At 60.7% G+C, this 24174-nt stretch carries 22 protein-coding genes; 10 read left to right on the forward strand and 12 right to left on the reverse strand.

What is annotated here, in order from left to right; genetic code table 11:
• Position 1: 1 nt before the first annotated feature.
• The 4 genes from AAEZ06_RS10475 to AAEZ06_RS10490 all read left to right on the forward strand — a co-directional run bounded on the left by AAEZ06_RS10475 (position 2) and on the right by AAEZ06_RS10490 (position 4608).
• A complete protein-coding gene (locus tag AAEZ06_RS10475; RefSeq protein WP_149412244.1) occupies positions 2-1726 on the forward strand; it encodes a putative 2-aminoethylphosphonate ABC transporter permease subunit in 1725 nt (574 codons plus the stop codon).
• Positions 1727-1775: 49 nt separating this feature from the next.
• On the forward strand, positions 1776-2801 hold the full coding sequence (locus tag AAEZ06_RS10480; RefSeq protein ID WP_149412243.1) for a putative 2-aminoethylphosphonate ABC transporter substrate-binding protein: 1026 nt from the start codon (positions 1776-1778) through the stop codon (positions 2799-2801).
• 119 nt (positions 2802-2920) lie between these two features.
• Complete coding sequence (locus AAEZ06_RS10485; RefSeq protein WP_350614178.1) at positions 2921-4057, forward strand: TIGR03364 family FAD-dependent oxidoreductase; 1137 nt, start codon at positions 2921-2923, stop codon at positions 4055-4057.
• On the forward strand, positions 4054-4608 hold the full coding sequence (locus AAEZ06_RS10490) for a phosphonate degradation HD-domain oxygenase (protein WP_149412241.1): 555 nt from the start codon (positions 4054-4056) through the stop codon (positions 4606-4608). The genes AAEZ06_RS10485 and AAEZ06_RS10490 overlap by 4 nt, the downstream gene beginning before the upstream one ends.
• Here the strand turns inward: AAEZ06_RS10490 and AAEZ06_RS10495 are convergent.
• Both AAEZ06_RS10495 and AAEZ06_RS10500 read right to left on the reverse strand, forming a co-directional pair.
• On the reverse strand, positions 4605-5978 hold the full coding sequence (locus AAEZ06_RS10495) for a DUF3482 domain-containing protein (protein ID WP_350614180.1): 1374 nt from the start codon (positions 5976-5978) through the stop codon (positions 4605-4607). The genes AAEZ06_RS10490 and AAEZ06_RS10495 overlap by 4 nt on opposite strands.
• Positions 5971-7350 (reverse strand): DUF2868 domain-containing protein, encoded by a 1380-nt coding sequence (locus tag AAEZ06_RS10500; RefSeq protein ID WP_149412239.1) that lies wholly within the window; start codon positions 7348-7350, stop codon positions 5971-5973. The genes AAEZ06_RS10495 and AAEZ06_RS10500 overlap by 8 nt, the downstream gene beginning before the upstream one ends.
• Before the next feature lie 102 nt (positions 7351-7452).
• On the opposite strand from AAEZ06_RS10500, the gene AAEZ06_RS10505 reads away from it, so the two are divergent.
• The gene (locus AAEZ06_RS10505) at positions 7453-7965 is read left to right on the forward strand and encodes a dihydrofolate reductase (protein WP_149412238.1); all 513 of its coding nucleotides are present in this window, start codon (positions 7453-7455) and stop codon (positions 7963-7965) included.
• A 54-nt stretch (positions 7966-8019) separates the two neighbouring features.
• Here AAEZ06_RS10505 and AAEZ06_RS10510 read toward each other — a convergent pair whose 3' ends face one another.
• Entirely contained in the window at positions 8020-9411 is a 1392-nt protein-coding gene (locus AAEZ06_RS10510) for an L-cystine transporter (RefSeq protein WP_149412237.1), read from the reverse strand.
• Positions 9412-9653: 242 nt separating this feature from the next.
• On the opposite strand from AAEZ06_RS10510, the gene AAEZ06_RS10515 reads away from it, so the two are divergent.
• Complete coding sequence (locus tag AAEZ06_RS10515; protein ID WP_149412236.1) at positions 9654-10712, forward strand: HAD family hydrolase; 1059 nt, start codon at positions 9654-9656, stop codon at positions 10710-10712.
• A gap of 153 nt (positions 10713-10865) precedes the next feature.
• On the opposite strand, the gene ilvD is transcribed toward AAEZ06_RS10515, so the two are convergent.
• The 3 genes from ilvD to AAEZ06_RS10530 form a co-directional block, all read right to left on the reverse strand.
• Positions 10866-12707 (reverse strand): dihydroxy-acid dehydratase, encoded by a 1842-nt coding sequence (gene ilvD, locus AAEZ06_RS10520; RefSeq protein WP_149412235.1) that lies wholly within the window; start codon positions 12705-12707, stop codon positions 10866-10868.
• 296 nt (positions 12708-13003) lie between these two features.
• On the reverse strand, positions 13004-13462 hold the full coding sequence (locus tag AAEZ06_RS10525; protein WP_149412234.1) for an REP-associated tyrosine transposase: 459 nt from the start codon (positions 13460-13462) through the stop codon (positions 13004-13006).
• A gap of 228 nt (positions 13463-13690) precedes the next feature.
• A complete protein-coding gene (locus AAEZ06_RS10530; RefSeq protein ID WP_133102468.1) occupies positions 13691-14887 on the reverse strand; it encodes a class I SAM-dependent rRNA methyltransferase in 1197 nt (398 codons plus the stop codon).
• A gap of 133 nt (positions 14888-15020) precedes the next feature.
• Here AAEZ06_RS10530 and AAEZ06_RS10535 point away from each other — a divergent pair, with 133 nt between their 5' ends.
• Entirely contained in the window at positions 15021-15887 is an 867-nt protein-coding gene (locus AAEZ06_RS10535; protein ID WP_149412233.1) for an HDOD domain-containing protein, read from the forward strand.
• A 36-nt stretch (positions 15888-15923) separates the two neighbouring features.
• The gene (mutM, locus tag AAEZ06_RS10540; RefSeq protein ID WP_149412232.1) at positions 15924-16736 is read left to right on the forward strand and encodes a bifunctional DNA-formamidopyrimidine glycosylase/DNA-(apurinic or apyrimidinic site) lyase; all 813 of its coding nucleotides are present in this window, start codon (positions 15924-15926) and stop codon (positions 16734-16736) included.
• Between the two features lie 32 nt (positions 16737-16768).
• On the opposite strand, the gene AAEZ06_RS10545 is transcribed toward mutM, so the two are convergent.
• The 5 genes from AAEZ06_RS10545 to AAEZ06_RS10565 all read right to left on the reverse strand — a co-directional run bounded on the left by AAEZ06_RS10545 (position 16769) and on the right by AAEZ06_RS10565 (position 21423).
• A complete protein-coding gene (locus AAEZ06_RS10545; protein WP_149412231.1) occupies positions 16769-17017 on the reverse strand; it encodes a YfhL family 4Fe-4S dicluster ferredoxin in 249 nt (82 codons plus the stop codon).
• A gap of 181 nt (positions 17018-17198) precedes the next feature.
• Entirely contained in the window at positions 17199-17678 is a 480-nt protein-coding gene (coaD, locus tag AAEZ06_RS10550) for a pantetheine-phosphate adenylyltransferase (protein WP_049711086.1), read from the reverse strand.
• 114 nt (positions 17679-17792) lie between these two features.
• The gene (locus AAEZ06_RS10555; protein WP_149412230.1) at positions 17793-19388 is read right to left on the reverse strand and encodes a GMC family oxidoreductase; all 1596 of its coding nucleotides are present in this window, start codon (positions 19386-19388) and stop codon (positions 17793-17795) included.
• Between the two features lie 33 nt (positions 19389-19421).
• The gene (locus AAEZ06_RS10560) at positions 19422-19967 is read right to left on the reverse strand and encodes a twin-arginine translocation pathway signal protein (RefSeq protein WP_350614187.1); all 546 of its coding nucleotides are present in this window, start codon (positions 19965-19967) and stop codon (positions 19422-19424) included.
• 28 nt (positions 19968-19995) lie between these two features.
• Positions 19996-21423: a coniferyl aldehyde dehydrogenase gene (locus AAEZ06_RS10565; protein ID WP_149412228.1), complete on the reverse strand. Its 1428-nt coding sequence runs from the start codon at positions 21421-21423 to the stop codon at positions 19996-19998.
• 147 nt (positions 21424-21570) lie between these two features.
• Between AAEZ06_RS10565 and AAEZ06_RS10570 the strand changes: the two genes are divergently transcribed.
• Both AAEZ06_RS10570 and AAEZ06_RS10575 read left to right on the forward strand, forming a co-directional pair.
• Positions 21571-22242: a TetR/AcrR family transcriptional regulator gene (locus AAEZ06_RS10570; protein WP_149412227.1), complete on the forward strand. Its 672-nt coding sequence runs from the start codon at positions 21571-21573 to the stop codon at positions 22240-22242.
• 31 nt (positions 22243-22273) lie between these two features.
• A complete protein-coding gene (locus tag AAEZ06_RS10575; protein ID WP_350614190.1) occupies positions 22274-23128 on the forward strand; it encodes a sulfurtransferase in 855 nt (284 codons plus the stop codon).
• Here AAEZ06_RS10575 and AAEZ06_RS10580 read toward each other — a convergent pair.
• On the reverse strand, positions 23091-24107 hold the full coding sequence (locus AAEZ06_RS10580; protein ID WP_350614192.1) for a hydrolase: 1017 nt from the start codon (positions 24105-24107) through the stop codon (positions 23091-23093). The genes AAEZ06_RS10575 and AAEZ06_RS10580 overlap by 38 nt on opposite strands.
• Positions 24108-24174 lie beyond the last annotated feature (67 nt).

The raw sequence follows: 24174 nt of genomic DNA on the forward strand, positions 1-24174 counted from the left end.
GATGGCTGCCGACATGACCTTGCCGGTACCCGACAACGTGGCTCGTCAGGCTTCCCGTGCCGAACTCGGCGACCGCATTTTCGTACTGGGCGGCAAGCTGCTGCTGTTGCTCCTGCTGGGCGTGGCGGTGTTGCTACCGCTGCTGGCGATCTTTTGGCGTGGTTTCAGCGCTGAAGATGGGCAGGGCGGTGGCCTGGTGGCTGCGCGCGAGTTGCTCACCAGTGACAATTTCCACTGGCTGCTGGGCAATAGCCTGAAGGTTTCCCTCAGTGTCTCGGCCATCGTCGTACCGCTGGCCTACCTGTTTGCCTACGCGCTGCAACGCACACTGATCCCCGGCAAGGTCATCTGGCGAGGCATGTCATTGCTGCCGCTGATGGCGCCTTCGATGCTGCCGGGTATCGCACTGGTCTATCTATTCGGCAACCAAGGAATGTTGCGCGGGTTGCTGTCGGACAACATCTACGGCTTCTGGGGTATTGTCATTGGTGAGGTCATCTACACCTTTCCCCATGCGCTGATGATCCTGTTGTCGGCGCTGTCCCTGGCGGATGCGCGGCTGTTCGACGCCGCGTCGAGCATGGGCGCAAGCCCCGCCCGAGCTTTTCGTAGCATCACTTGGCCGGCAACGCGCCAGGCGGTATTCGCCGCGTTCTGCCTGGTGTTCACCCTGACCATCACCGACTTCGGCGTGCCTGTGGTGGTGGGCGGCGACTACCAAGTGCTGGCGTTGGAAGCTTACAAAGCGGTAGTCGGCCAACAACAATTTGGCCGTGGCGCCTTGATCGGCATGGTGCTGCTGCTGCCAGCGTTGTTCAGCTTTGGCGTTGATGCCTGGCTGCGCCGTCGTCATGGTGACTCCATGAGCGGTCGCGCCCAGGTCTTTCAACCTGCGCCATCGCGGCTGCGGGACGGCTGTTACCTGGCCATCGTCCTGCTGATCTGTACGGTGTTGCTGCTGGTGTTCGGCATGGCGGTCTATTCATCGCTGGTGAAGTTCTGGCCCTATAACCTGTCGCTGTCGCTGAACCATTACCAGTTCAACGACACGGCGGGCGGCGGCTGGCTGGCCTATCGCAACAGTTTGACCATGGCCCTGTGCACGGCATTGATCGGCAGCGTGCTGATCTTCACCGGCGCCTACCTGATGGAAAAGACCCACGGCCAACGCGGCCTGAACCTGGCATTGCGCATGCTCAGTTTCGTACCGATGGCGGTACCGGGCCTGGTGCTGGGCCTGGGCTACGTGTTCTTTTTCAACCTCCCCGGCAACCCGCTGCATGTGTTCTACGGGACCATGACCCTGCTGGTGGTGTGCACCATTGCTCACTACTTGACCACCGCACAAATGACCGCCACCACGGCCCTGCGCCAACTAGACGCGGAATTTGAAGCCGCCGCGTTGTCCCTCAAGGCGCCGCTTTACCGCCACTACCTACGGGTCACCGTGCCGATTTGCCTGCCGGCGTTACTGGACATCGTGCGCTACCTGTTCGTCTCGGCGATGACCACTGTCTCGGCGGCGATCTTCCTCTACAGCCCCAACACCATCCTCGCGGCGGTGGCGGTTCTGAACATGGACGACGCCGGCAATGTTGGCGGTGCGGCGGCCATGTCCACGCTCATTCTGTTCACCTCGGCGGGCGTATCGCTGCTGCTGGCGTGGGCCTCACGCGGTTTGTTGCGCCGCTCCCAGGCCTGGCGCCAAACCGCGCCTGGTCAATAAATAAATCCGTCCCCATTAAAAAACGTCCCCATTAAAAAGGAACTGCACCATGTTCAAGCCCCTGGCGTTAGCCGCTGCTGTGCTCGCTGCGTTCAGTCTGAATGCCTTCGCTGCGAAAACCGAGTTGACCGTCTACACGGCCCTCGAAGCCGAGCAGCTGAAGACCTACAAAAAAGCCTTCGAAGCCGCCAACCCAGACATTGAAATAAAATGGGTGCGCGACTCCACCGGGATCATCACCGCCAAGCTGCTGGCTGAAAAAGCCCGCCCGCAGGCTGACGCAGTCTGGGGCTTGGCGGCGTCCAGCCTGGCCATTCTTGACCAACAAGGCATGCTGCAAAGCTACGCCCCGAAAGACCTGGGCAAGATCGGCGCGAACTACCGTGACGCCGCCAACCCTCCGGCCTGGGTCGGCATGGACGTGTGGGCCGCGACTATCTGTTTCAACACTGTCGAAGCTGAAAAGCAGGGCCTGACCAAGCCGATCAGTTGGCAAGACCTGACCAAGCCCGAGTACAAGGGCAAGATTGTCATGCCCAACCCGGCGTCGTCCGGCACGGGCTTCCTGGATGTCAGCGCCTGGCTGCAGACTTTCGGCGAGAAGCAGGGTTGGCAGTACATGGACGACCTGCACCAGAACATCGGCCAGTATGTTCACTCCGGTTCCAAACCGTGCAAGCTGGCGGCTTCCGGTGAGTTCCCGATCGGGATTTCCTTCGAATACCCAGCCGTTCAGTTGAAACGCCAAGGCGCGCCGCTGGACATCGTGCTGCCCAAAGAGGGCCTGGGTTGGGACATCGAAGCCACCGCCGTAATCAAGGGCACCGCTCATGAGGACGCGGCGAAGAAGCTCGCCGACTTCTCTGCCAGCACTGCCGCGATGGACCTGTATAAAGAGAACTTCGCCGTGCTCGCCCAGCCGGGTATTGCCAAGCCGCAGACCGAATTGCCGGCTGACTATGAGCAGCGGCTGATCAAGAACGACTTCGCCTGGGCTTCGAAAAACCGCGACAACATCCTGACCGAGTGGCGCAAGCGCTATGACGGCAAGTCGGAGAAGGTGGCGGGGCAGTAATTTTTCGGTTTGAGCTGATGGCCCCATCGCGGGCAAGCCCGGCTCCCACAGGGGAATGCATTCCAATGTGGGAGCCGGGCTTGCCCGCGATGACGGTCTCACATTCAGGACAGCACTTCATGACACACCACAGCGATCTACTGATCATCGGCGCCGGCATCCTCGGCCTTTCCCACGCTTACGCCGCAGCCAAACGCGGCCTCAAGGTCAAGGTGTTCGAGCGCAGCGCCACGCCCTTGGGCGCCTCGGTACGCAACTTCGGCCAGGCCCTGGTCACCGGCCAGCCGCCAGGGCCGATGCTCGACCTGGCTCTGGAAAGCCGTGACATCTGGGGTCAATGGGCGCAGTTGGCCGGCATCCAGCTCAAGCGCAACGGCTCCTACTTGTTTGCCCGCACCGAAGCGGAAGAAGATTTGCTGGAAGCTTTTTGCGCCGGCCGCGCCCGGGAGCATGGCTACCGCGTCGAGCTGCTACAGGGCGCTGCGATGAGTGATCTGTATGGCGGCCAGTTCCGCCATCACCGCGCTGCGCTCCTTGGCCAGGACGATCAGCAGCTGTATTCGCGCGAAGCTATCCCGGCGTTGATCAACTACCTGAGTCGCGAACTCAAGGTGGAGTTTCACTTTTCCACGCTGGTACGCGACGTCGAGCCTGGTCAGGTGCATACCACCGCCGGGACTTTTCGCGGTGAGCAGATCATCGTCTGCTCCGGTCATGACTACCAAGCCCTGCTGGCCGAGCAAATGGCCGAACTCAATCTGCAAACCTGCCGCCTGCAAATGCTGCGCGTCAAGCCTCAGGTAGATTTGAATCTGCAGCACGCACTGCTGACCGGCCTGAGCTGCGTGCATTACGGTGCCTTCGCTGACCTGCCGGAAGCGGCGGCGGTGCAGGCACAAATCCTTCGTGACACGCCACACCTGCACGAAAACGGCATCCATCTGCTGATCAGCCCGACGCCTTATGGTGAACTGATCATCGGCGATTCTCACCATTACGGTAGTGATCCATCACCATTCAACGCCGAACAGGTGGATAACTGGATGATCGAACTGGCCGAGCACACGCTAGGCTGTGAGATTCAGGTGCTGGAACGCTGGCAGGGCGTTTATGGTTCCCGCGGGCCAGGGCCGTTTTCGTTCTTGCGGGTGGCGCCGGGCGTGAGTGCGGCGTTGATGCACACCGGCGTGGGCATGAGCGTGGGGCCGGCGATGGCCGAGGGCAATATCACCGATCTGTGGGGAGACGCTGCATGACGCTTGAACACGCCATCGCCGAAGTCTTCGGTCTTTACGAGCAACATGGCGCAGCCGATTACATCGGCGAACCGGTGTCGCAGATCGAGCACATGTCCCAGGCCGCGCAATTGGCCATGGCCGAAGGTTTTGATGATGAGGTGGTGTTGGCGGCGTTTTTCCATGACATCGGCCATCTTTGCGGCCATGGCGGCGAGAACATGGGCGGTTATGGCGTGGTCAGTCATGAGCGGCTGGGGGCTGATTATTTGCGGCGGGCCGGTTTCAGCGAGCGGATGGCGAAACTGGTGGAGTACCACGTCCAGGCCAAGCGCTACCTGACGTTCAGCCAGCCGGATTACTACGCGCGCCTGAGTGAAGCCAGCCGCCGCACACTGGGTTATCAGGGTGGCGTCATGACGGCAGATGAAGCGCGGGCGTTTGAGCAGGACCCGTTATGCGCCGTGAGTCTGCGTATGCGCCACTGGGATGAGCAGGCCAAGGAAATGCATGTGCCGGTGCTGGACCTGGGCCTCTTGAAGGCCAAGGCCCAGCGTTTGTTGGCTGCTTAGGTTTCGTCCAGACGCAGGGCCAGTGCTTCGATCTGTTCCTGGCGCTCGGCCTGGCTCAGTTTTGCGTGAGGGTTGAGGGACGACCATTGTGGATGGGCCCGGGCCTTGTTCAGCGATTCAGGTAACTTGCCTTCGCGCCAGGTCTTGTCCTGGGGGGTATCGACCTTGATGCTGTGCATGGCCGCATGGCCTCGCAGGTTCAAGGCCTTGAGCAGTTGCCGCTGGCGCAGGGCCAACAGGCGTAACACGCTGTCATCGACGGTCAGTTCACGCTGGCCCTTGATCTTGCCCAGCAGGCGGCTGCCATAACTGCGGGCGGTTTGCAGCGCGCCACCGGCGATGGCCCCGGCCAGGGCGGCAGCGCCAAGGGTCAGGCCGCCGACCAATAAATCCACACCCGCACCCGCCGCCGCGCCGGCCGCGATACCGCCGCCAACCCGCACACCCAGTTGCTTGAGCGTTTCGGGGTTGAACAGGTCGTCGCCCCAGCGGCCATCCAGCAGCGGCAAATCACTGGCGGCGGCATCTTGTGGGCGAAAGCCGAACAGCTTGAGCAGGGCTTCTACGCAACGTTGTTCGCGCTGGCGTACGGTTTTGCGCAGTTCGCTGATGGCTTGCTGTTCGATATCGGCCTCGCTGACCACGCTACGCCGGCAGGCGGCGCAGTCGATCAGCAGCTCGGCGATCAGCCGGGCGGCGCTTTGCTGACGGGCCTGGCGCTGGGCCTCTTGATCAATAATCAGCCGCTCCAGTTGTGGCCGTGAATGCTCCAGCAACAGGGCCAGGCTTTCATACAGTCGCCGCTCGCCGTCTTCCGGTGGCGCCACGCTGTCGAAGCGCACCAGCGCATGCAGGCCGAGGCGGGCCAGGGCTTCGCGCCAGTCTGGCTCGCGGTGTTCAGCGCTGCTGACAAAATTGAGCACCGGCAACAACGGTTTGCCGCAGCTGGCCAGCACTTGCAGTTCGTCGCGGTATTTGGCCAGCACCGGTTCGCGGGCGTCGATTACGTAGAGCCCGGCGTCGCAGGCCAGCAACTGGCGCAGGACCTTGGCTTCCTGTTCGAAACGCTGCCGGGCTTCGCTGCCGTCCAGAAAGCGCGCCAGTCTGGACGGGCCGTCGAGGCGTTCGCCGGGGCGGTCCAGACGTTCGAGGTAGTCGAGCAGGGCGATGGCATCTTCCAGTCCGGGGGTGTCGTACAGCTCCAGCAGAGCTTCGCCGTTCACCGACAGGCGCGCGCCTTCGACATGGCGGGTGGTGCTCGGGCGATGGGAGACTTCACCAAAGCCCACATCCCGAGTCAGGGTGCGCAGAAGCGAGGTCTTGCCGACATTGGTGTGGCCGACCACGGCAAGTTTCAGCGGTTTAGTCATGACCTGTCTCCAGCCAATTGAGCGGCGCGCAGTCGGCGAATGGCAATTGCAACTGCTGCAAGGCTGTATGCCAATCGCCAAGGCGTTCAGCATCCAGGGCCTGGCCCGGCGGCGCTTGTAGCAGCCAGACACGGGTGGCCGTGGCACTGCGGGCCAGTTCGGCGATCAGCGCCAGGCTGCCGCGATCTGGCGAACGGCGCGGGTCGCAGGCGATGGCCAGGCGCGCGGGCGGGAAACGGGTCAATTGCTCCAGCAGCTTGTGCCGCGATTCGCGGCTGTCGAGGATGCCGGCGTCCTTGACGTTGGCGGGCAGTTTTGGCGGCCATGGGCGTTGATCATCAAGCTCGATGGCCACCAGCAGAGCGCCATCGCTTTCCAGGGTGCTGACGCCACCGGTCACGTGATGCAGCTGTTCGGGCGCGGCGTCGTTGACCCCAAGGCGCTCGCTGCTGGGCATCAAACGCTCACGCAATGGGCTGTAGCCAGGCAGGTTGAGGTCCAGGCGCAAGGCGGTGCGTCCGTGTTTCCAGCGCCATAGGCACAGCAATGCGAGGATCAGTCGGGGCAGGATGCCGTAGATCAGCAGTACGCCGACCAGCCAGGCGGCCCAGGCTTGGCGGGCGCTTTCGATGTTCAGTGCCGAATCGCCGCTGGCGCGGATCATCTCGACGGTGGGCACGCTGAAACCCAGCAGTGCGGGCAGGGCGCCGAGGGTTTGGGTCACGCTGACAAAGGTATCGGCCCGCAGAATAGTGGTTTCCCAGACAAAACCGTAGCGCCGGGTCGCCATCAAAGTCAGCAGGATCACCAGCGCGCTGAACAGGGCCAGCAGCCACAAGCCATTGACCAGCACTCCCACTGCCCAGCGATTGAGTTTCTTGCGCTGCAACAGGAGCAACAGTGCCGGCGCCAGTTGCGCGGCCTTGGCGTCACGGGCGAGTTTTTCGCTGAGCCACAACCACAGGCGCCCGAGGCTGGCACCATGCTCGCCGGCAAACAACAGGCCCAAGGCCCAGCTCAAGAGCAGGATCAGGTTCAAGCCCAGCAGGCTGCCCAGGGCCCAGAACACATTGACCGGCGTCAGGCCGTTGCCCAGCGCGGCGAATGCCAGGCCGGCGCCGCTGATGATGGCGATCACGGCCAATACCATCAGCGCCAGCCGTGCGCCTTGCAGCCAATGCTGCAGGGCGGCGGTCAGGCCATCACGTTCGGCCAGCCACAGGGCGCGGTTTTGAATGCGCGTCGGCAAGTCGCCGCCAGTGCTACGGGCCAGGCGATTGGCTTCTTGGTCTTCCAAAGGGCCCGCGTGTTCTTCACGCAGGCGCACGGTTTCCGTTAGCCAGAGTTGGTGCAGGGGAGTCAGAGCAGTCACGCGCCGTCCTGTTGTGCAAGTGAGGTTGGAGCATAACCGCTGTGGCGTGGGTTGGGGTATGCCGCTCGTTTGTCGGCGTGTGCCTCTGGTATTCTCGCCAGCATGAAAAAAACTCTCCCTTTAAGCCTGATCGCAGCTCTCGGTGAAAACCGTGTGATCGGTGTCGACAACAGCATGCCCTGGCACTTGCCGGGGGATTTCAAGTATTTCAAGGCCACCACGCTGGGCAAGCCGATCATCATGGGGCGCAAGACCTGGGATTCCCTCGGTCGGCCGTTGCCGGGTCGCTTGAATATCGTGGTCAGCCGTCAGACCGATCTGGTGCTTGAAGGTGCGCAAGTTTATCCGTCCCTTGATGCTGCGGTGGCGCGAGCTGAAGAATGGGCTTTGGCGCAGGGTGTTGATGAGCTGATGCTGATCGGTGGCGCGCAGCTTTATGCGCAGGGCCTTGCGCAGGCGGATCGCCTGTATCTGACGCGAGTGGCGTTGAGCCCTGAAGGGGATGCGTGGTTTCCCGAGTTTGATTTGAACCAGTGGAAACTGGTATCGAATGTCGAGAATCCGGCCGAAGGCGATAAGCCGGCGTTCAACTTTGAGGTTTGGGAAAAGATCTGACGACAGATCGTTCCCACGCGCGCGGGAACGATCTCGACAGGTTAAGAGTTCATTCTAAGCCTGCGCCAACTCGGCATGCTTATCGGCATTGAGCAGCTCTTTATCGGTCTGCTGCATGATCTGGCTGGTAATTGCCCCCGCTGTCATCGAACCATTGACGTTCAACGCCGTACGGCCCATGTCGATCAATGGCTCAACCGAAATCAGCAACGCCACCAGTGACACCGGCAAGCCCATGGCTGGTAGCACGATTAGCGCGGCAAACGTCGCACCGCCACCCACGCCGGCCACGCCCGCCGAACTCAAGGTCACAATCGCCACCAGCGTGGCAATCCACAGCGGGTCCAGCGGGTTGATGCCCACGGTCGGCGCCACCATTACCGCCAACATGGCCGGGTACAGGCCGGCGCAACCGTTCTGGCCGATGGTCGCACCAAACGAGGCAGCAAAACTGGCGATGGATTGCGGGATGCCCAGGCGGCGGGTCTGCGCTTCAATGCTCAGCGGGATGCTTGCGGCGCTGGAGCGGCTAGTGAAGGCAAAGGTCAGCACCGGCCAGACCTTGCGGAAAAACCGCAGCGGGTTGATCCCGGACAGGGACAGCAGCAGGCCGTGGACCACAAACATCAGCCCCAGGGCCAGGTAGGACACCGCCACGAAACTGCCCAGCTTGACGATGTCTTGCAGGTTGGAGCTGGCGACCACCTTGGTCATTAGCGCCAGTACGCCGTAAGGGGTCAGCTTCATCACCAGGCGCACCAGGCGCATCACCCAGGCTTGCAGGGTGTCGATGGCGTTGATCACTTTCTGACCTTTCGCCACGTCATCCTTGAGCAATTGCAGCGCGGCAACCCCCAGGAATGCAGCGAAAATCACCACGCTGATAATCGACGTTGGCTTGGCTCGCGCCAGGTCGGCAAACGGGTTTTGCGGGATGAACGACAGCAGCAGTTGCGGCACATTCAGGTCGGCGACCTTGCCGGCGTAGTCGCTCTGGATCACTTGCAGGCGGGCCATTTCCTGGGTGCCGGCAACCAGGCCTTCGGCGGTGAGGCCGAAGAGGTTGGTCAGGCCAATACCGATCAGCGCCGCGATAGCCGTGGTGAACAGCAGCGTGCCGATGGTCAGGAAGCTGATCTTGCCCAGGGCCGTGGCGTTGTGCAGCCGCGCTACGGCGCTGAGGATCGAGGCGAACACCAGCGGGATCACGATCATCTGCAGCAACTGCACATAACCATTGCCTACCAGGTCAAACCAACCGATCGACGCCTTGAGCACCGGGTGACCGGCACCATAAATGGTGTGCAGGATCACACCGAAAACCACGCCGAGCACTAGGGCGAGCAAGACCTTTTTGGCCAGGCTCCAGTGGGTGCGACGGGTTTGTGCCAGGCCCAGCAACAGGGCGAGAAACACCAGTAAATTGAGAATCAGAGGCAGATTCATTGAAGCTCCATGTAGAGGGCAGCCAATCGCGCGAGCCTGCGATTGCGAACCGGAAATCCTAACAGCTTGATATTTATTGATTTAATACCGAGTTGGAATGGTGACTGTCGGTTTTGGCATAAGGGCTTGGCGCTCAGGAGTATGCCCGTGGCGGGATCAGGACGCAGTCGGTCGTGCCCGTGGTGGGAAGCATCACGGGGATTTGTTAGCGTCGATGTCTTTCACTCAGGGAGAAAACGCACATGAAGCTCGCGCCAAGATTATTTGCCGCCGCACTTTGCCTGGGGCTCGCCAGTCAGGCGTTTGCCGCCACCGAGTTGAAGCACTGGCCTGCACCTGCCGCCAAGCAACTGAACGAAATGATCGCCGCCAACGCCAATAAGGGTAACTTCGCGGTGTTCGACATGGACAACACCAGTTACCGCTACGACCTCGAAGAGTCCTTGCTGCCGTTCATGGAAAACAAGGGCCTGATCACCCGCGACACTCTCGATCCTTCGCTGAAGCTGATGCCGTTCAAGGACACCGCTGACCACAAGGAAAGCCTGTTCAGTTACTACTATCGCCTTTGCGAAGTCGACGACATGGTCTGCTATCCGTGGGTTGCCCAGGTTTTTTCCGGTTTCACCCTCAAGGAACTCAAGGGCTACGTCGATGAGTTGATGGCTTCCGGCAAGCCGGTCCCGGCTACCTACTACGAGGGTGACGTGGTGAAGAACATGGAGGTCCAGCCGCCGAAAATCTTTACCGGCCAGGCTGAACTGTTCAACAAATTGATGGAAAACGGCATCGAGGTCTACGTGATGACCGCCGCCTCTGAAGAGCTGGTGCGCATGGTCGCCGCCGACCCGAAGTACGGCTACAACGTCAAACCGCAGAACGTCATCGGCGTCACCACTTTGCTCAAGGATCGCAAGACCGGCGAGCTGACCACCGCCCGTAAGCAAATCACCGCAGGCAAGTATGACGAAAAGGCCAACCTCGGCCTGGAACTGACTCCCTACCTGTGGACCCCGGCGACCTGGATGGCCGGTAAACACGCGGCGATCCTGACCTATATCGACGAATGGAAAAAACCGGTGCTGGTAGGCGGCGACACCCCGACCAGTGACGGCTACATGCTGTTCCACGATGTTGACGTGGCTAAGGGCGGCATCCACCTGTGGGTCAACCGCAAGGACAAATACATGACCCAGCTCAACGGCATGATGGCCAAGCACGCTGCGGCCCAGGCCAAGGAAGGCTTGCCGGTCACGGCGGACAAGAATTGGGTGATCGTCAAGCCGGATGAGATTCAATAGCCCCAACTGTTGTGGCGAGCGGAAAATCCCGCTCGCCACAGAAGGTCAACCGCACAGTAGAACCCAGTGTTTTTGGGTTAACCCAGACAAAAAAATGCCCCGCACTTGGCGGGGCATTTTTATGGGCGACGGCTTTTATGGGTAAGGGCAGGCTTACAGCCCGTCCAACATCGCCTTGTTACGCACGGCACCCTTGTCGGCACTGGTAGCCAGCAGGGCGTAAGCCTTCAACGCGGTGGTGACTTTGCGTGGACGCTTCTCCACTGGCTTCCAGCCTTTCTTGTCCTGCTCGACCCGGCGAGCCGCCAGTTCTTCATCGCTGATCAACAGGTTGATCGAGCGGTTCGGAATGTCGATCAGCACCTTGTCGCCGTCTTGCACCAGGCCAATCGCGCCACCGGCTGCGGCTTCCGGGGAAGCGTGGCCGATGGACAGGCCGGAAGTGCCGCCGGAGAAACGACCATCGGTCAGTAAGGCGCAGGCTTTGCCCAGGCCCTTGGACTTCAGGTATGAGGTCGGATAGAGCATTTCCTGCATGCCCGGGCCGCCTTTCGGGCCTTCGTAACGGATGATCACGATGTCGCCAGCCTTCACTTCGTCAGCGAGGATGCCGCGCACAGAGCTGTCCTGGCTTTCATAGATCTTGGCGCGACCTTCGAACACATGGATCGACTCATCCACACCGGCGGTTTTTACCACGCAGCCATCGATGGCGATGTTGCCGTACAGCACGGCCAGGCCGCCTTCCTGGGAGTAGGCGTGTTCGACGCTGCGGATGCAGCCGTTTTCACGGTCGTCGTCCAGGGTTTCCCAGCGGGTCGACTGGCTGAATGCGGTCTGGGTCGGGATGCCGGCCGGGCCTGCCTTGAAGAAAGTGTGCACGGCTTCATCGTCAGTCTGGGTGATGTCCCATTTGGCGATACCCTCGGCGAGGGACTTGCTGTGTACGGTCGGCAGGTCGGTGTGCAGCAGGCCACCACGGGCCAGGGAGCCGAGGATCGAGAAAATCCCACCGGCACGGTGCACGTCTTCCATGTGGTACTTCTGGATGTTCGGCGCGACCTTGCACAATTGCGGCACATGGCGCGAGAGACGGTCGATGTCGCGCAGGTCGAAGTCGATCTCGGCTTCTTGGGCGGCGGCCAGCAAGTGCAGGATGGTGTTGGTGGAACCGCCCATGGCGATGTCCAGGGTCATGGCGTTTTCGAACGCCTTGAAGTTGGCGATGTTGCGCGGCAACACCGACTCATCGTTGTCGGTGTAGTAACGCTTGCACAGCTCGACGATGGTGCGCCCGGCCTGCAGGAACAGCTGCTCGCGGTCGCTGTGGGTGGCCAGTGTCGAACCGTTGCCCGGCAAGGCAAGGCCCAGGGCTTCCACCAGGCAGTTCATCGAGTTGGCGGTGAACATGCCGGAGCACGAACCGCAGGTTGGGCAGGCGCTACGCTCGTATTCCGCGACCTTCTCGTCAGAAGCGCTGGAATCGGCGGCGATGACCATGGCGTCTACCAGGTCCAGGCCGTGGCTGGCGAGTTTGGTCTTGCCGGCTTCCATCGGACCGCCGGAGACGAAAATCACCGGAATGTTCAGGCGCAGGGCGGCCATCAGCATGCCAGGGGTGATTTTGTCGCAGTTGGAAATGCACACGATGGCGTCGGCGCAGTGGGCGTTGACCATGTATTCCACGGAGTCGGCGATAATCTCGCGGCTCGGCAGGGAATACAGCATGCCGTCATGGCCCATGGCGATGCCGTCGTCCACGGCGATGGTGTTGAATTCTTTCGCTACGCCGCCAGCGCGTTCAATCTCACGGGCCACCAGTTGCCCCAGGTCCTTGAGGTGGACGTGGCCTGGTACGAACTGGGTGAACGAGTTGGAAATGGCGATGATCGGCTTTTTGAAGTCGTCATCTTTCATCCCCGTGGCGCGCCACAGTGCTCGGGCGCCGGCCATGTTGCGGCCGTGGGTGGATGTTTTCGAGCGGTAATCTGGCATGGAGCACTCCGGGCGGCTAATCAGGTATCAAAGGGGAGTGAGCTTCTATTGACGTCTGGAACACATCAGAAATGGCCGTGTGTCCGGAAGTTGCCTCAAACGTTACGGGATCGCCGTGCGCATTGGCCTTGAGCTCATAAACCCGCCGGGGGATGACTGGCGATGAATAGGCCGATTCTACACCGCTGGCGGCTGGAGGGAATGGCGAGAAGCGTGGAGGTAGCGCTTACGAGACGTGTGGGTGCGTAAAATGCAATAACTGTAGGAGCAAGCTCGCTCCTACAGTGGTGTGCATTTCAGAGCCACATTGCGTCCCACAGCGAGTATTCGCCGATATGGTCGACTATCCCGGCTCGCAATGGATTGCCGACGATGTACCGAGCCATCGCTTTCAGATCCTCTTCGCGACGCAGTGCTCGGTCGAAATAACCTTTTTGCCACAGCGTCTCGTGCAGACCTCTCGCCTTATTGATGGCTCGTGCGCTTCGCGACTTGGTGGCTTGCATCAGCTTCGGCAAGTCACCGTTATGTAGCTCAATCAGCCAGTGGAAGTGATCAGGCATGACCACCCACGCCACGGAAGTGGCCTTGCCGTCTTCCTCAGCTCTTCTGAATTCGTTCACCACCAGTCGACCCATGCGCCAATCCTTGAAGGCCGGTTGTCGTTGATGGGTAACGGCAGTTAATAAGTAGAAACGCCCAGGTTCCGAGTAGCGCCCGGTGCGTAAATGATGTGCATGTGGTGCGTTGGACATTCCTTCGTCCTCTTCCGTGATAGGAAGAGAAACGGTAGGCGTGGAGCGGGAGGTTGTCGTTTCGACAGTGGGTCAGGATGTGTCTCGTTTCCTGTAGGAGCGAGCTTGCTCGCGAAGAATGTCAACGATAACGCAGCGCTATCAGGTAGCCCGCGGTGCCCTTGCGTTTTTCGCGAGCAAGCTCGCTCCTACAGTGGGGCCGGTTTCAATTTGAAATCGGTCCTGGCCTTAGCTATTGGGCAACAACCGGCAAGTAATGCTCTTGATGTACCGAGTCTCGGCAATCGCCGGGTGCACCGGATGATCCGGACCCTGACTGCCACGTTCCAGCATCTGGATATTGCGATCCAGGTGACGGGCGCTGGTCAGCAGGATGTTCTGCAGGTCATCTTCCGGCAAATGCATGGAGCACGAGGCGCTGATCAGGATGCCGTCCTTGCTGAGCAGGCGCATGGCTTGCTCGTTGAGACGGCGGTAGGCGCCTTCGCCGTTTTTCATGTCTTTCTTGCGTTTGATGAAGGCAGGAGGATCGGCGACGATCACGTCGAAGCGTTCTTCGCTGGCTTTCAGTTCTTTCAGGGCTTCGAAGACGTCGCCTTCGACGCAGGTCATTTTCTCGGCAACACCGTTCAGCGCTGCGTTGCGCTCGACGCCGTCGAGGGCGAAGGCCGAAGAGTCAACGCAGAACACTTCACTGGCACCGAACGCGGCGGCTTGCACGCCCCAGCCGCCGATGTAGCTGTACAGGTCCAGGACGCGTTTGCCTTTGGCGTAAGGGGCCAGGCGGGCGCGGTTCATGCGGTGGTCGTAGAACCAGCCGGTTTTCTGGCCTTGGATGACCGGCGCTTCGAACTTCACGCCGTTTTCTTCCAGGGCAACCCATTCCGGCACCAGGCCGAATACGGTTTCGACGTAGCGGTTGAGGCCTTCGGCGTCGCGGGCGGCGGAGTCGTTCTTGAACAAGATGCCGCTGGGCTTGAGTACTTGGGTCAGCGCGGCGATCACGTCGTCTTTATGGGCTTCCATGGTCGCCGAGGCGATCTGTACCACCAGGATGTCGCCGAAACGGTCGACCACCAGGCCCGGCAGCAAGTCGGAATCGCCGTACACCAGACGGTAGAACGGCTTGTCGAACAGGCGATCGCGCAGGGACAGGGCGACGTTGATGCGGTGGACCAACAGGGATTTGTCCAGGGGCAACTTGACGTCGCGGGACAACAGGCGGGCGCAGATCAGGTTGTTCGGGCTCATGGCCACGATGCCCAGCGGCTTGCCGCCGGCCGCTTCCAGAATCGCCTGGTCGCCTGCCTTGAAGCCATGAAGTGGGGTGGCGGCCACGTCGATTTCGTTGCTGTAGACCCACAGGTGGCCGTTGCGCAAACGACGATCGGCGTTGGCTTTGAGACGCAGGCTTGGCAGGGACATGACGTCGCTCCGGAAAAAAGAGCGGGAGTATACCCTGTTGTGCAGTAATTGATCGCGCCGTCGGATGTGCGGGAAGGTGTCGGCCCATCCTTTATAAGGGTTAGAATCGCCGCCTAGCCCAGAGTATGAACTTATGTCCCAAGAGCTTTCCGCCGAACAGATCCAGCAGGCCCTGCAAGGCATCAGCGTACCGCCTCAACCGCAAATCATGGTGGATTTGCAGATGGAGCAGTACATGCCCGACCCGGACCTGGAAGTGATTGCCCGGCTGATCTCCCAGGACCCGGGCCTTTCCGGCTCGTTGCTGAAGATCGTCAACTCGCCGTATTACGGCCTGAGCAACAAGATTGCTTCGATCCAACGGGCGGTAAACCTGCTGGGCAGCCGCTCGATCATCAACCTGATCAACGCCCAGTCGATCAAGGGCGAGATGAGCGACGACACCATCGTCACCCTAAACCGGTTCTGGGACACCGCCCAGGACGTCGCCATGACGTGCCTGACCCTGGCCAAGCGCACAGGCTCCCAGGCTGTGGACGAAGCTTACGCCCTGGGGCTGTTTCACGATTGTGGCGTACCGCTGATGCTCAAGCGCTTTCCTGATTACATGGCGGTGCTGGAAGAGTCCTACGCCTGCGCTGGCCCGGAGTGCCGCGTGGTCGATACCGAAAATCGGGCGTTCAACACCAATCATGCAGTAGTCGGCTATTACACGGCCAAATCCTGGCGCTTGCCGGAGCACGTGACCAACGCTATCGCCAACCATCACAACGTCCTGGCGATTTTCAGCGACGAATCTGCGCGCAACAGCCCGTTGAAAAACCTGCTGGCGATCCTGAAAATGGCCGAGCATATTTGCGCCTCTTACCGGGTGCTGGGCAATCAGGTGGATGACCACGAATGGAACAGCATCGGCCATCTGGTGCTCGATTACGTCGGTTTGTCGGATTACGACTTCGAGAGCCTGAAGTTGTCGATTCGCGAGCTGGGTGCGCACTGATCTTTTATTCACGGCCCCGTCATACAAGAGGTAAACATGCCCGAGTTACCTGAAGTCGAAACCACCCGGCGCGGTATTGCGCCGCACCTGGAAGGCCAGCGGGTCAGCCGCGTGGTGGTGCGTGACCGGCGCCTGCGCTGGCCGATCCCCGAAGACCTGGATGTGCGGCTTTCCGGGCAACGCATCGTGCTGGTGGAGCGGCGGGCCAAGTACCTGTTGATCAATGCCGAAGTGGGTACCTTGATCAGCCATTTGGGTATGTCGGGCAATCTGCGGCTGGTGGAGGTCGGCCTGCCGGCGGCCAAGCATGAGCATGTGGACATCGAGCTGGAGTCGGGCCTGGCCCTGCGTTACACCGACCCTCGACGTTTCGGTGCGATGCTCTGGAGCCTGGACCCGCTCAACCATGAACTGCTGATTCGCCTGGGGCCGGAGCCGTTGACCGACCTGTTTGATGGCGAGCGCCTGTTCCAGATGTCCCGTGGGCGGTCCATAGCGGTGAAGCCATTCATCATGGATAACGCGGTGGTGGTGGGGGTGGGCAATATCTACGCGACTGAAGCGTTGTTCGCTGCCGGGATCGACCCGCGCCGTGCGGCCGGAGGCATTTCCCGTGGGCGCTATTTGAAGCTGGCGATTGAGATCAAGCGCATTCTCGCCGCCGCCATCGAGCGCGGCGGCACCACGCTGAGGGACTTTATCGGCGGCGACGGGCAGCCGGGGTATTTCCAGCAGCAATTGTTCGTCTATGGCCGGGGCGGGGCGGGCTGTAAGGTCTGCGGAACCGAGTTGCGCGAAGTGAAGCTGGGGCAGCGGGCGAGCGTGTTTTGCCCCAGGTGCCAGAGCTGATTGAAGGGGAAGCACTTGGGCCGAGCAAATCCTTAAGCCTTGGTAATCACCAGGTACTTCTCCATCAACTGCTCTTGCGTCTCTGGATGAGCCTCGTCCAGCGGAATGCAATCCACCGGGCAAACCTGCTGGCACTGGGGTTCGTCGTAGTGGCCGACGCATTGGGTGCACAGGTTCGGGTCGATCACATAGATCTCTTCGCCTTGGGAAATGGCGGCGTTCGGGCACTCGGGTTCGCAAACGTCGCAGTTGATGCAATCGTCGGTGATGATCAGGGACATGGGAACTCCTGCCAGGGCACATGGCCAAGGCATCTGAAAACTAATGCGCGCAATTGTGCCGCATTGGCGCCCGCAGTGCGAGCTGTGGCGAGCGGGCTTGCCCGCGGTGGGCTGCGAAGCGGCCCCAAAAATGGGACTGCTGTGCAGTCCACCGCGGGTAAACCCACTCGCTACAATTACTTTATTTCTTGAAGCGTAGGGTCAGCGCATCGGCTACCGCAGGGTGGACAAACTTGGTGATGTCACCGCCCAGCGCGGCGATTTCCCGGACCAGGGTCGAGGAAATGAACGAATAACGCTCCGACGGCGTAAGAAACAGGCTTTCCACGTCCGGCGCCAATTGACGGTTCATATTGGCCAGCTGAAATTCATATTCGAAGTCCGACACCGCTCGCAGGCCGCGCAGGAATACATTGGCGTTCTGTTCCTTGGCGAAATGCGCCAGCAGCGTGGCGAAGCCGACGACTTCGACGTTGGGCAGATGCTTGGTGACCTCACGGGCCAGCTCCACGCGCTGTTCCAGGGGAAACAGCGGATTTTTCTTGGGGCTGGCGGCGACCGCGATGATCACATGGTCGAACAAGCGCGAGGCGCGTTCGACCAGATCACCATGGCCCTTGGTAATAGGGTCGAAGGTACCTGGGTACAACACTCGGTTCATCGCGTCGTCCTGGCGGAGTCCGTTGGGGAACCGGATGGTATCGCAGCCATCCCGGTCGGCCAAGTCAACTTATTCAGAAGAAAGCACTATAGACACCGCGAATAGTCTGTTTTTTCAGGCTGTTTTCAGACGTTCTGCCAGTGCTGTTGCCAGTTGCGCCGTCAGCCCATACACCGAAAGCTGTGGGTTGGCGCCGATGCTGGTGGGGAATAAAGAGCCATCGTGGATCGATAGATTGCGCAACTGATGATGGCGGCCGAGGCTGTCAGCTACGGCGTTTTTCGGCTCTTCGCCCATGGCACAACCACCCATCACGTGGGCGCTGCCCAGCCGTGTGCGGTGTAATTCCAGGTTCAGGCCATCGATCATGCTGCGCGCCTGGGCCAGAGTGTTCACGTAGCGCGCATCACCGTGCAGCGGCATCACCGACTTGGCACCGCCGGCAAACTGGATCTCGGCCATGCTGTGGAAGGCGCGGCGCAAGCCGTCCCAGGCGTAGGGCGAGACTTGATAGTCGAGCACTGGCGTGCCGTCGCCGCGTAGTTCGACACTGCCGCCTTGGCTATCGGGGTGAAATCCGTCCCGCAGTAGCGCGAGCATGGCGTGGGTATTGGGTAATTGGCCCATGTCCAGGGCGTTTTGCGTGCCATAACCACCGAACAAGGTGCTGGCCAATCCGGGGTGCAGCGGAGGTACTTCAAGCTTGTAGGACATTTTGCCGGCGGTGCCGTCCTGCCATTGGAAGTGGTCGGAATAGATCGACTGCGGCGCGCCATAGAACGGGTTGATGACCTCGTCGAACAGCCCAGCGGAGAAATTCACCAGGTGCAGGAAGGTCCGCTTGCCCAGCCGTGAATGGGGATCGGGCGCGTCCGAACGCAGCAGCAGCGCCGGGCTATTGATGCCGCCTCCCGCCAGCACGTAATGCTTGGCCTTCACCGTAATTTTTCGGCCTGTGGGCGCCACGCAGCGCGAGTCCATCGCCACGCATTCCAGGCTGGTGATGGTGTCGCCGCTGAACTTCAGGCGTTCGGCGCGGGCCAGGTACAGCAGCTCGCCGCCTTGCTCCAAAGTCGACGGGATGGTCGTCACCAGCATCGATTGCTTGGCGTTGACCGGGCAGCCCATGCCGCAATAACCCAGGTTGAAACAGCCGCGCACGTTGCGCGGGATCACATGCCAACTGTAGCCGAGCGTTTCGCAGCCTTTGCGGATCACATCGTTGTTGGCGTTGGGTGGGATAGCCCAGGGCGCGATACCCAGGCGCTGTTCCATTTTCTCGAACCAGGGCGCCATTTCGGCGCTGCTGTGGCCTTTGACCGCGTATTCGCTGGCCCAGTGGGTGAGCGTCGGGTCGGGCGTGCGGAAACTGGAGGTCCAGTTGATCAACGTGGTGCCGCCCACTGCGCGGCCCTGGAGGATGGTGATGGCACCGTCCTTGCTCATCCGGCCGATGCCTTCCTGGTACAGGCTGGCGTAGGCCTCGTCCTCAAGCATCTTGAAGTCGCTGCTGGTCTTGAGCGGGCCTTCCTCGATCAACAGCACCTTGTAGCCGGCGGCGCTGAGGATTTCAGCAGTGGTGCCACCGCCCGCGCCGCTGCCGATGATCGCGACATCGGCTTCCAGGGTCAGGTCCTGGTCGAGGGCGGCGCCGTTGTGGGTTTTCCAGCCGCGGGCCATGCCGTCGCGGAACAGATCAGGTACGGGCATCAGTGTCTTCTCTTGTTTTTATAGGGATGCAGATCAGATATTGGGCGGGCCGGGATACCCGCAATGGGCCCAGGATTGGGCTCGGAAATACCAGGCCATGATCACCAGCTTGAGCAGCGAGCCCTGGCCCATGCGCAGCAGGTTCAGGTAGCTGTTCTCCCAGCGGTGCAGGAAGTTGCGGATCTGCTCGCTGCTGGCGTTTTCCCAACTGCCCCACACGCCGGTCAATGGCCCGCGGGTGATGGCCATGCCCAGCACGTCAAATAACTGCTGGGTCAGCTTGAACATCTCCGGTGACAGGTGTTGCAAGCTGTAATCGAGTTTTTTCAGCGTGTCTTCAATTCCAGCTGCCACTTCCTGGGTGCTGGCCACGCCTTCCAGCAGCACTGGAATCACCGCCCGTAAAAACGGTAGGTCACTGCTGCGCAACATGGCAAAGCCGCTGGCCGGGATACTGCTGGAGCAACCGCTAAGGCTGGCGCCTGCGCCTGCGGTTGCCAGGAACACACTGGCCCACAGGCCTATTTTCAGGACGCCGCGCCGCGACAGCCCAGGTGTTTCTATCAGGCTAGGGTTCATTCTTATTGTTATCCCGGTGATGGGTTTGTTAGCGGACAAACAGCTTCTGGATCAACTTCTGGATCGATTTGCCATAGGGCGGATAAATCAATTTCGCCGCGTTCAGGCGTTGCTTCACCAACACGCCCTTGGCCTTGCTGAACGTCAGGAAACCTTCGTGGCCGTGGTAATGGCCCATGCCTGAGGGGCCGATGCCGCCAAAAGGCATATCGTCCTGGGCCACATGTAACAGGGTGTCGTTCAGACACACGCCGCCGGAGTGGGTTTCATGGAGCACGCGATTCTGTTCGGTCTTGTTGTAGCCGAAGTAATACAAAGCCAGTGGGCGAGGGCGCTGGTTGATGTAGGCAAAGGCTTGATCGAGGCCGCGATACGGGACGATGGGCAGCACTGGGCCGAAGATTTCGTCCTGCATCACCGTCATCTCGTCGCTGACATTCAGCAGCAGGCTGTGGGCCATACGCCGTCCCTGGCCTTGGTCATACAGCGGGATCAGAGTCGCGCCCTTGTCGGTAGCGTCCTTGACGTAACCGTTGAGCCGGGCCAATTGCCGTTCGTTGATGATCGCTGTGTAGTCCGGGTTGTCGGCCAGGGTCGGATAAAACCCGCGAACCGCCTTGCTGTAGGCTTCGACGAAACCGTCGACACGGTCTTCCGGCACCAGTACGTAGTCCGGCGCCACGCAGGTTTGTCCGGCATTCAACGTCTTGCCGAAGGCGATCCGCTCGGCGGCGTCCTTGAGCGGTACATCTGCTGAAACGATTGCCGGCGACTTGCCACCCAGCTCCAGCGTGACAGGCGTCAGGTGCTCGGCCGCCGCACGCATTACATGCTTACCGATGCTGGTGGCGCCAGTGAACAGCAGGTGATCGAAACGCAGCCTGGAAAACGCGATGCCCACTTCGGCTTCACCGAGCACCACGCAGACCAAGTCTTCGGGAAAGATCTTCGCCAGCAGGGTCTTGAGCAACTGCCCGGTGGCGGGGGTGGATTCGCTGAGCTTGAGCATCACCCGATTACCGGCCGCCAGAGCGCCGACAAGCGGGCCGATGGCTAGGTACAACGGGTAGTTCCAGGGCACGATAATCCCGACCACGCCCAACGGTTGATAAATAACCTTGGCCGAGGCGGGCTGGAAGGCAATGCCTACAGCGCGACGGGACGGTTTCATCCAGCCCTTGAGGTGTTTGCTGGCGTAATGAATGCCGTGCAGGCTGGGCATTAACTCGGCGAACAGGGTTTCGTCGGCGCTGCGATGGCTGAAATCACTGCTGATGGCGTCGATCAGAGCCTGGCGCTCATCGCTGAGCAGATCTCGCAAGGCCTTGAGCCATTGCTGGCGTTGTGCGGCCGGCGGCATGGGGTTGGCGGCGTAGGCCCGGCGCTGGATGTCGAACAGCCCCTGTAGCTGATCCAGCGCTTGGGAATCTTGCAGGTAGGCAACGTTGGCAGACATGGCAGTTCCCGACTTTTTATTGGAATGAATGAGTTTTTAGAGTTGTTACTCTAAGTTGTCAAATAACATTGCAGTAACACTTGGATTTATCCAGACAAGGATAGGTCGTAAGATGCCCGCACCACTGGTAATCGAAGCTGATCCCCCATGGCACCACGAGTAAAGACCAGCGAGCGCATCGTGCAAACCAGCCTGGAACTGTTCAACCAGCAAGGCGAGCGCAGTGTCAGCACCAACCATATCGCCGCCCACATGGAGATTTCTCCGGGTAACCTGTACTACCACTTCCCCAATAAGCAGGCGATTATCGCCGTGCTGTTTCGCGAGTACGAAGCCCTGGTCGACAGTTTCCTGCGCCCACCTCAAGGCCGTGCCGTGACCGTCGAAGACAAGCGTTTCTACCTGCAAGCGGTGCTGGCCGGCATGTGGCGCTACCGCTTTTTGCACCGCGACCTGGAACATCTGCTGGAAAGCGATCCGGAACTGGCTACCGGCTACCGGCGTTTTTCTCAGCGTTGCCTGATTCAGGGCGGCGCTATCTACAAGGGTTTTGTCGACGCCGGCATCCTGAACATGAACCCGGTGCAGACGGAGGCCCTGACCCTCAATGCCTGGATCATCCTTACCTCCTGGGTGCGTTTTTTGTGCACCACCAACGAAAACTCAGCGCACCTGAGCGCCGAGGCGATTAAGCGCGGGGTGTATCAGGTGCTGGTGCTGGAAGCCGGGTTTGTCACGCCGCAGGCTTTGGATGCGGTGGATGCACTGTTCAAGGAGTTTTACGTGCCGCTGAGCCAGGCACTGGAAGACGTGAAGTAGAACCTTTCTGACCTATTCATGGGAGTCCACTATGCCGCTTGCCCAATTGATCAGCCCCCAGCAACTGGCCGAACGCCAGAAGACCGGTGCACTGGTGATCCTGGATTGCCGCTTTGCCCTGGAAGACCCGGATTACGGTCTTTGCAGCTATGCCGAAGGGCATATCGAAGGCGCCAGCTTTGCTGACTTGGAACGAGACTTCAGCGGGCCGGTGACCAAGGGCGTGACCGGGCGCCATCCGCTGCCGGCGCCAGACACGTTGGTCGGGCAGTTGCGGGCTTGGGGCGTTAATGGTGACAGCGATGTGGTGCTGTACGACGACGGCCCCGGTGCATTTGCCGCCCGTGGTTGGTGGTTGCTGGCCTGGCTGGGCAAGCGCGATGGCGTGTTTATCCTCGATGGCGGCCTGAAAGCCTGGCATGCCGCCGGTTTACCGCTGAGCCTGGATGCACCGGTGATTGAAGTCGGGACGTTTACGGGTGCGCCTGACAATCGCTTGCTGCTGGACGCCGAGCACCTGCAAAAGCGTCTTGGCGAGCCGGGCCTGACCTTGATCGACGCCCGCGCCCAGCCGCGTTTTCGCGGTGATGTGGAATCCCTTGATCCGGTGGCCGGGCACATTCCCGGTGCGCAATGTGCCGCGTTCAACGAAAACCTGGGCAGCGATGGCCGCTTTCTGCCGGTCGATCAACTCAAGCAGCGCTTTGCTGACAAGCTTGATGGGCGCTCTGCGGATGAACTGGTGGCGTATTGCGGCTCCGGGGTGACGGCCTGCCACAACCTGTTCGCCCTGAGCCTGGCGGGTTATCCGTTGGGCAAGCTGTATGCCGGGTCGTGGAGTGAGTGGATTACCGATCCAAAGCGGATTGTTGCGACGGGCGACTGAGCAGCCAGGCCGGAATCCGCCGCTCTAGGTAGTACCCCGGCCGCTTCAGCGTGCCATCGACAAACCCCACATGGCCGCCCTTGGCTAGCAACTCGAACTCGGTGCAAGCCGACAGTTCGCTGGCCTCGGGAAGGCTGTGGGCGAATACGAAGGGATCGTCGGCGGCCTGGATAATCAGGGTCGGCGTGCGGATCGCGCCCAGGAAATACCGGCTGGAGGCCCGACGGTAATAATCCTCGGCGCTCAGGTAGCCATGCAATGGCGCAGTGACCCGGCCATCGAAGTCCCAGAAGGTGCGCATCTTTTCCAATGAGCCTAGGGCGGCGATGGCTTTCAGTCCTTCTTCACGGCCATCCTGGAGGAACTGGCGCTCCTTGACGCGGATGTAAGCCAGCATCTCGCGCATGAAATGCTTTTGGTACACACGAGAGAATCCCAGGCCAATGCGGTCTGCGCACTGATCCAGGCGAAATGGCACCGATACCGCCGCTGCGCCTTGCAGGCCGGAGTCTTCGCCGGTTTCTCCCAAATGCTTGAGCAGCACGTTGCCACCCAGGGAATAGCCCACTGCATACAACGGTGCTAACGGGCGCTTGCTTCGCAGGTGCGTAATGGCGGCGGCCAAATCTTCGCTGGCACCGGAATGGTAACTGCGGGCCAACAGATTAGGCTCGCCGGAACAGCCGCGCCAATTCAGCGCCACGCTGGCCCACCCTTGGGACGCCAGGGCTTTTTGCAGGCCAGCCACGTAGGGCGAATTGGAAGAGCCGGTCAGCCCGTGCAGTACCAACACCAAGGGCGCGTGCGGATCGTGCGGGCCGTGCCAGTCGAGGTCGAGAAAATCGCCGTCCTCTAGCCACAGCCGTTCACGCTGACGTTCGATATGAGTAGTCGGGCGCCACAGCGGCCCCCACAACGTTTGCAGGTGCGGGTTGCCGAGGCCGAAGGCTGGGGTGAAGCGGTCGGGAGAATGGGTCATGCAAATCTCTATGCCGAGCGGGCTTGTTGCGGCGAGCGGGCAAGCCCCCTCGCCACAAAAGAGGGCG

Source organism: Pseudomonas sp. HY7a-MNA-CIBAN-0227, from assembly GCF_040310325.1.
Taxonomy (GTDB): domain Bacteria; phylum Pseudomonadota; class Gammaproteobacteria; order Pseudomonadales; family Pseudomonadaceae; genus Aquipseudomonas.

Coding starts and splice junctions, on each gene's coding strand:
- AAEZ06_RS10475 (WP_149412244.1), top strand. CDS start 2: ATGGCTGCCGACATGACCTTGCCGGTACCCGACAACGTGGCTCGTCAG.
- AAEZ06_RS10480 (WP_149412243.1), top strand. CDS start 1,776: ATGTTCAAGCCCCTGGCGTTAGCCGCTGCTGTGCTCGCTGCGTTCAGT.
- AAEZ06_RS10485 (WP_350614178.1), top strand. CDS start 2,921: ATGACACACCACAGCGATCTACTGATCATCGGCGCCGGCATCCTCGGC.
- AAEZ06_RS10490 (WP_149412241.1), top strand. CDS start 4,054: ATGACGCTTGAACACGCCATCGCCGAAGTCTTCGGTCTTTACGAGCAA.
- AAEZ06_RS10495 (WP_350614180.1), bottom strand. CDS start 5,978: ATGACTAAACCGCTGAAACTTGCCGTGGTCGGCCACACCAATGTCGGC.
- AAEZ06_RS10505 (WP_149412238.1), top strand. CDS start 7,453: ATGAAAAAAACTCTCCCTTTAAGCCTGATCGCAGCTCTCGGTGAAAAC.
- AAEZ06_RS10510 (WP_149412237.1), bottom strand. CDS start 9,411: ATGAATCTGCCTCTGATTCTCAATTTACTGGTGTTTCTCGCCCTGTTG.
- AAEZ06_RS10515 (WP_149412236.1), top strand. CDS start 9,654: ATGAAGCTCGCGCCAAGATTATTTGCCGCCGCACTTTGCCTGGGGCTC.
- ilvD (WP_149412235.1), bottom strand. CDS start 12,707: ATGCCAGATTACCGCTCGAAAACATCCACCCACGGCCGCAACATGGCC.
- AAEZ06_RS10525 (WP_149412234.1), bottom strand. CDS start 13,462: ATGTCCAACGCACCACATGCACATCATTTACGCACCGGGCGCTACTCG.
- AAEZ06_RS10530 (WP_133102468.1), bottom strand. CDS start 14,887: ATGTCCCTGCCAAGCCTGCGTCTCAAAGCCAACGCCGATCGTCGTTTG.
- AAEZ06_RS10535 (WP_149412233.1), top strand. CDS start 15,021: ATGTCCCAAGAGCTTTCCGCCGAACAGATCCAGCAGGCCCTGCAAGGC.
- mutM (WP_149412232.1), top strand. CDS start 15,924: ATGCCCGAGTTACCTGAAGTCGAAACCACCCGGCGCGGTATTGCGCCG.
- AAEZ06_RS10545 (WP_149412231.1), bottom strand. CDS start 17,017: ATGTCCCTGATCATCACCGACGATTGCATCAACTGCGACGTTTGCGAA.
- coaD (WP_049711086.1), bottom strand. CDS start 17,678: ATGAACCGAGTGTTGTACCCAGGTACCTTCGACCCTATTACCAAGGGC.
- AAEZ06_RS10555 (WP_149412230.1), bottom strand. CDS start 19,388: ATGCCCGTACCTGATCTGTTCCGCGACGGCATGGCCCGCGGCTGGAAA.
- AAEZ06_RS10560 (WP_350614187.1), bottom strand. CDS start 19,967: ATGAACCCTAGCCTGATAGAAACACCTGGGCTGTCGCGGCGCGGCGTC.
- AAEZ06_RS10565 (WP_149412228.1), bottom strand. CDS start 21,423: ATGTCTGCCAACGTTGCCTACCTGCAAGATTCCCAAGCGCTGGATCAG.
- AAEZ06_RS10570 (WP_149412227.1), top strand. CDS start 21,571: ATGGCACCACGAGTAAAGACCAGCGAGCGCATCGTGCAAACCAGCCTG.
- AAEZ06_RS10575 (WP_350614190.1), top strand. CDS start 22,274: ATGCCGCTTGCCCAATTGATCAGCCCCCAGCAACTGGCCGAACGCCAG.
- AAEZ06_RS10580 (WP_350614192.1), bottom strand. CDS start 24,107: ATGACCCATTCTCCCGACCGCTTCACCCCAGCCTTCGGCCTCGGCAAC.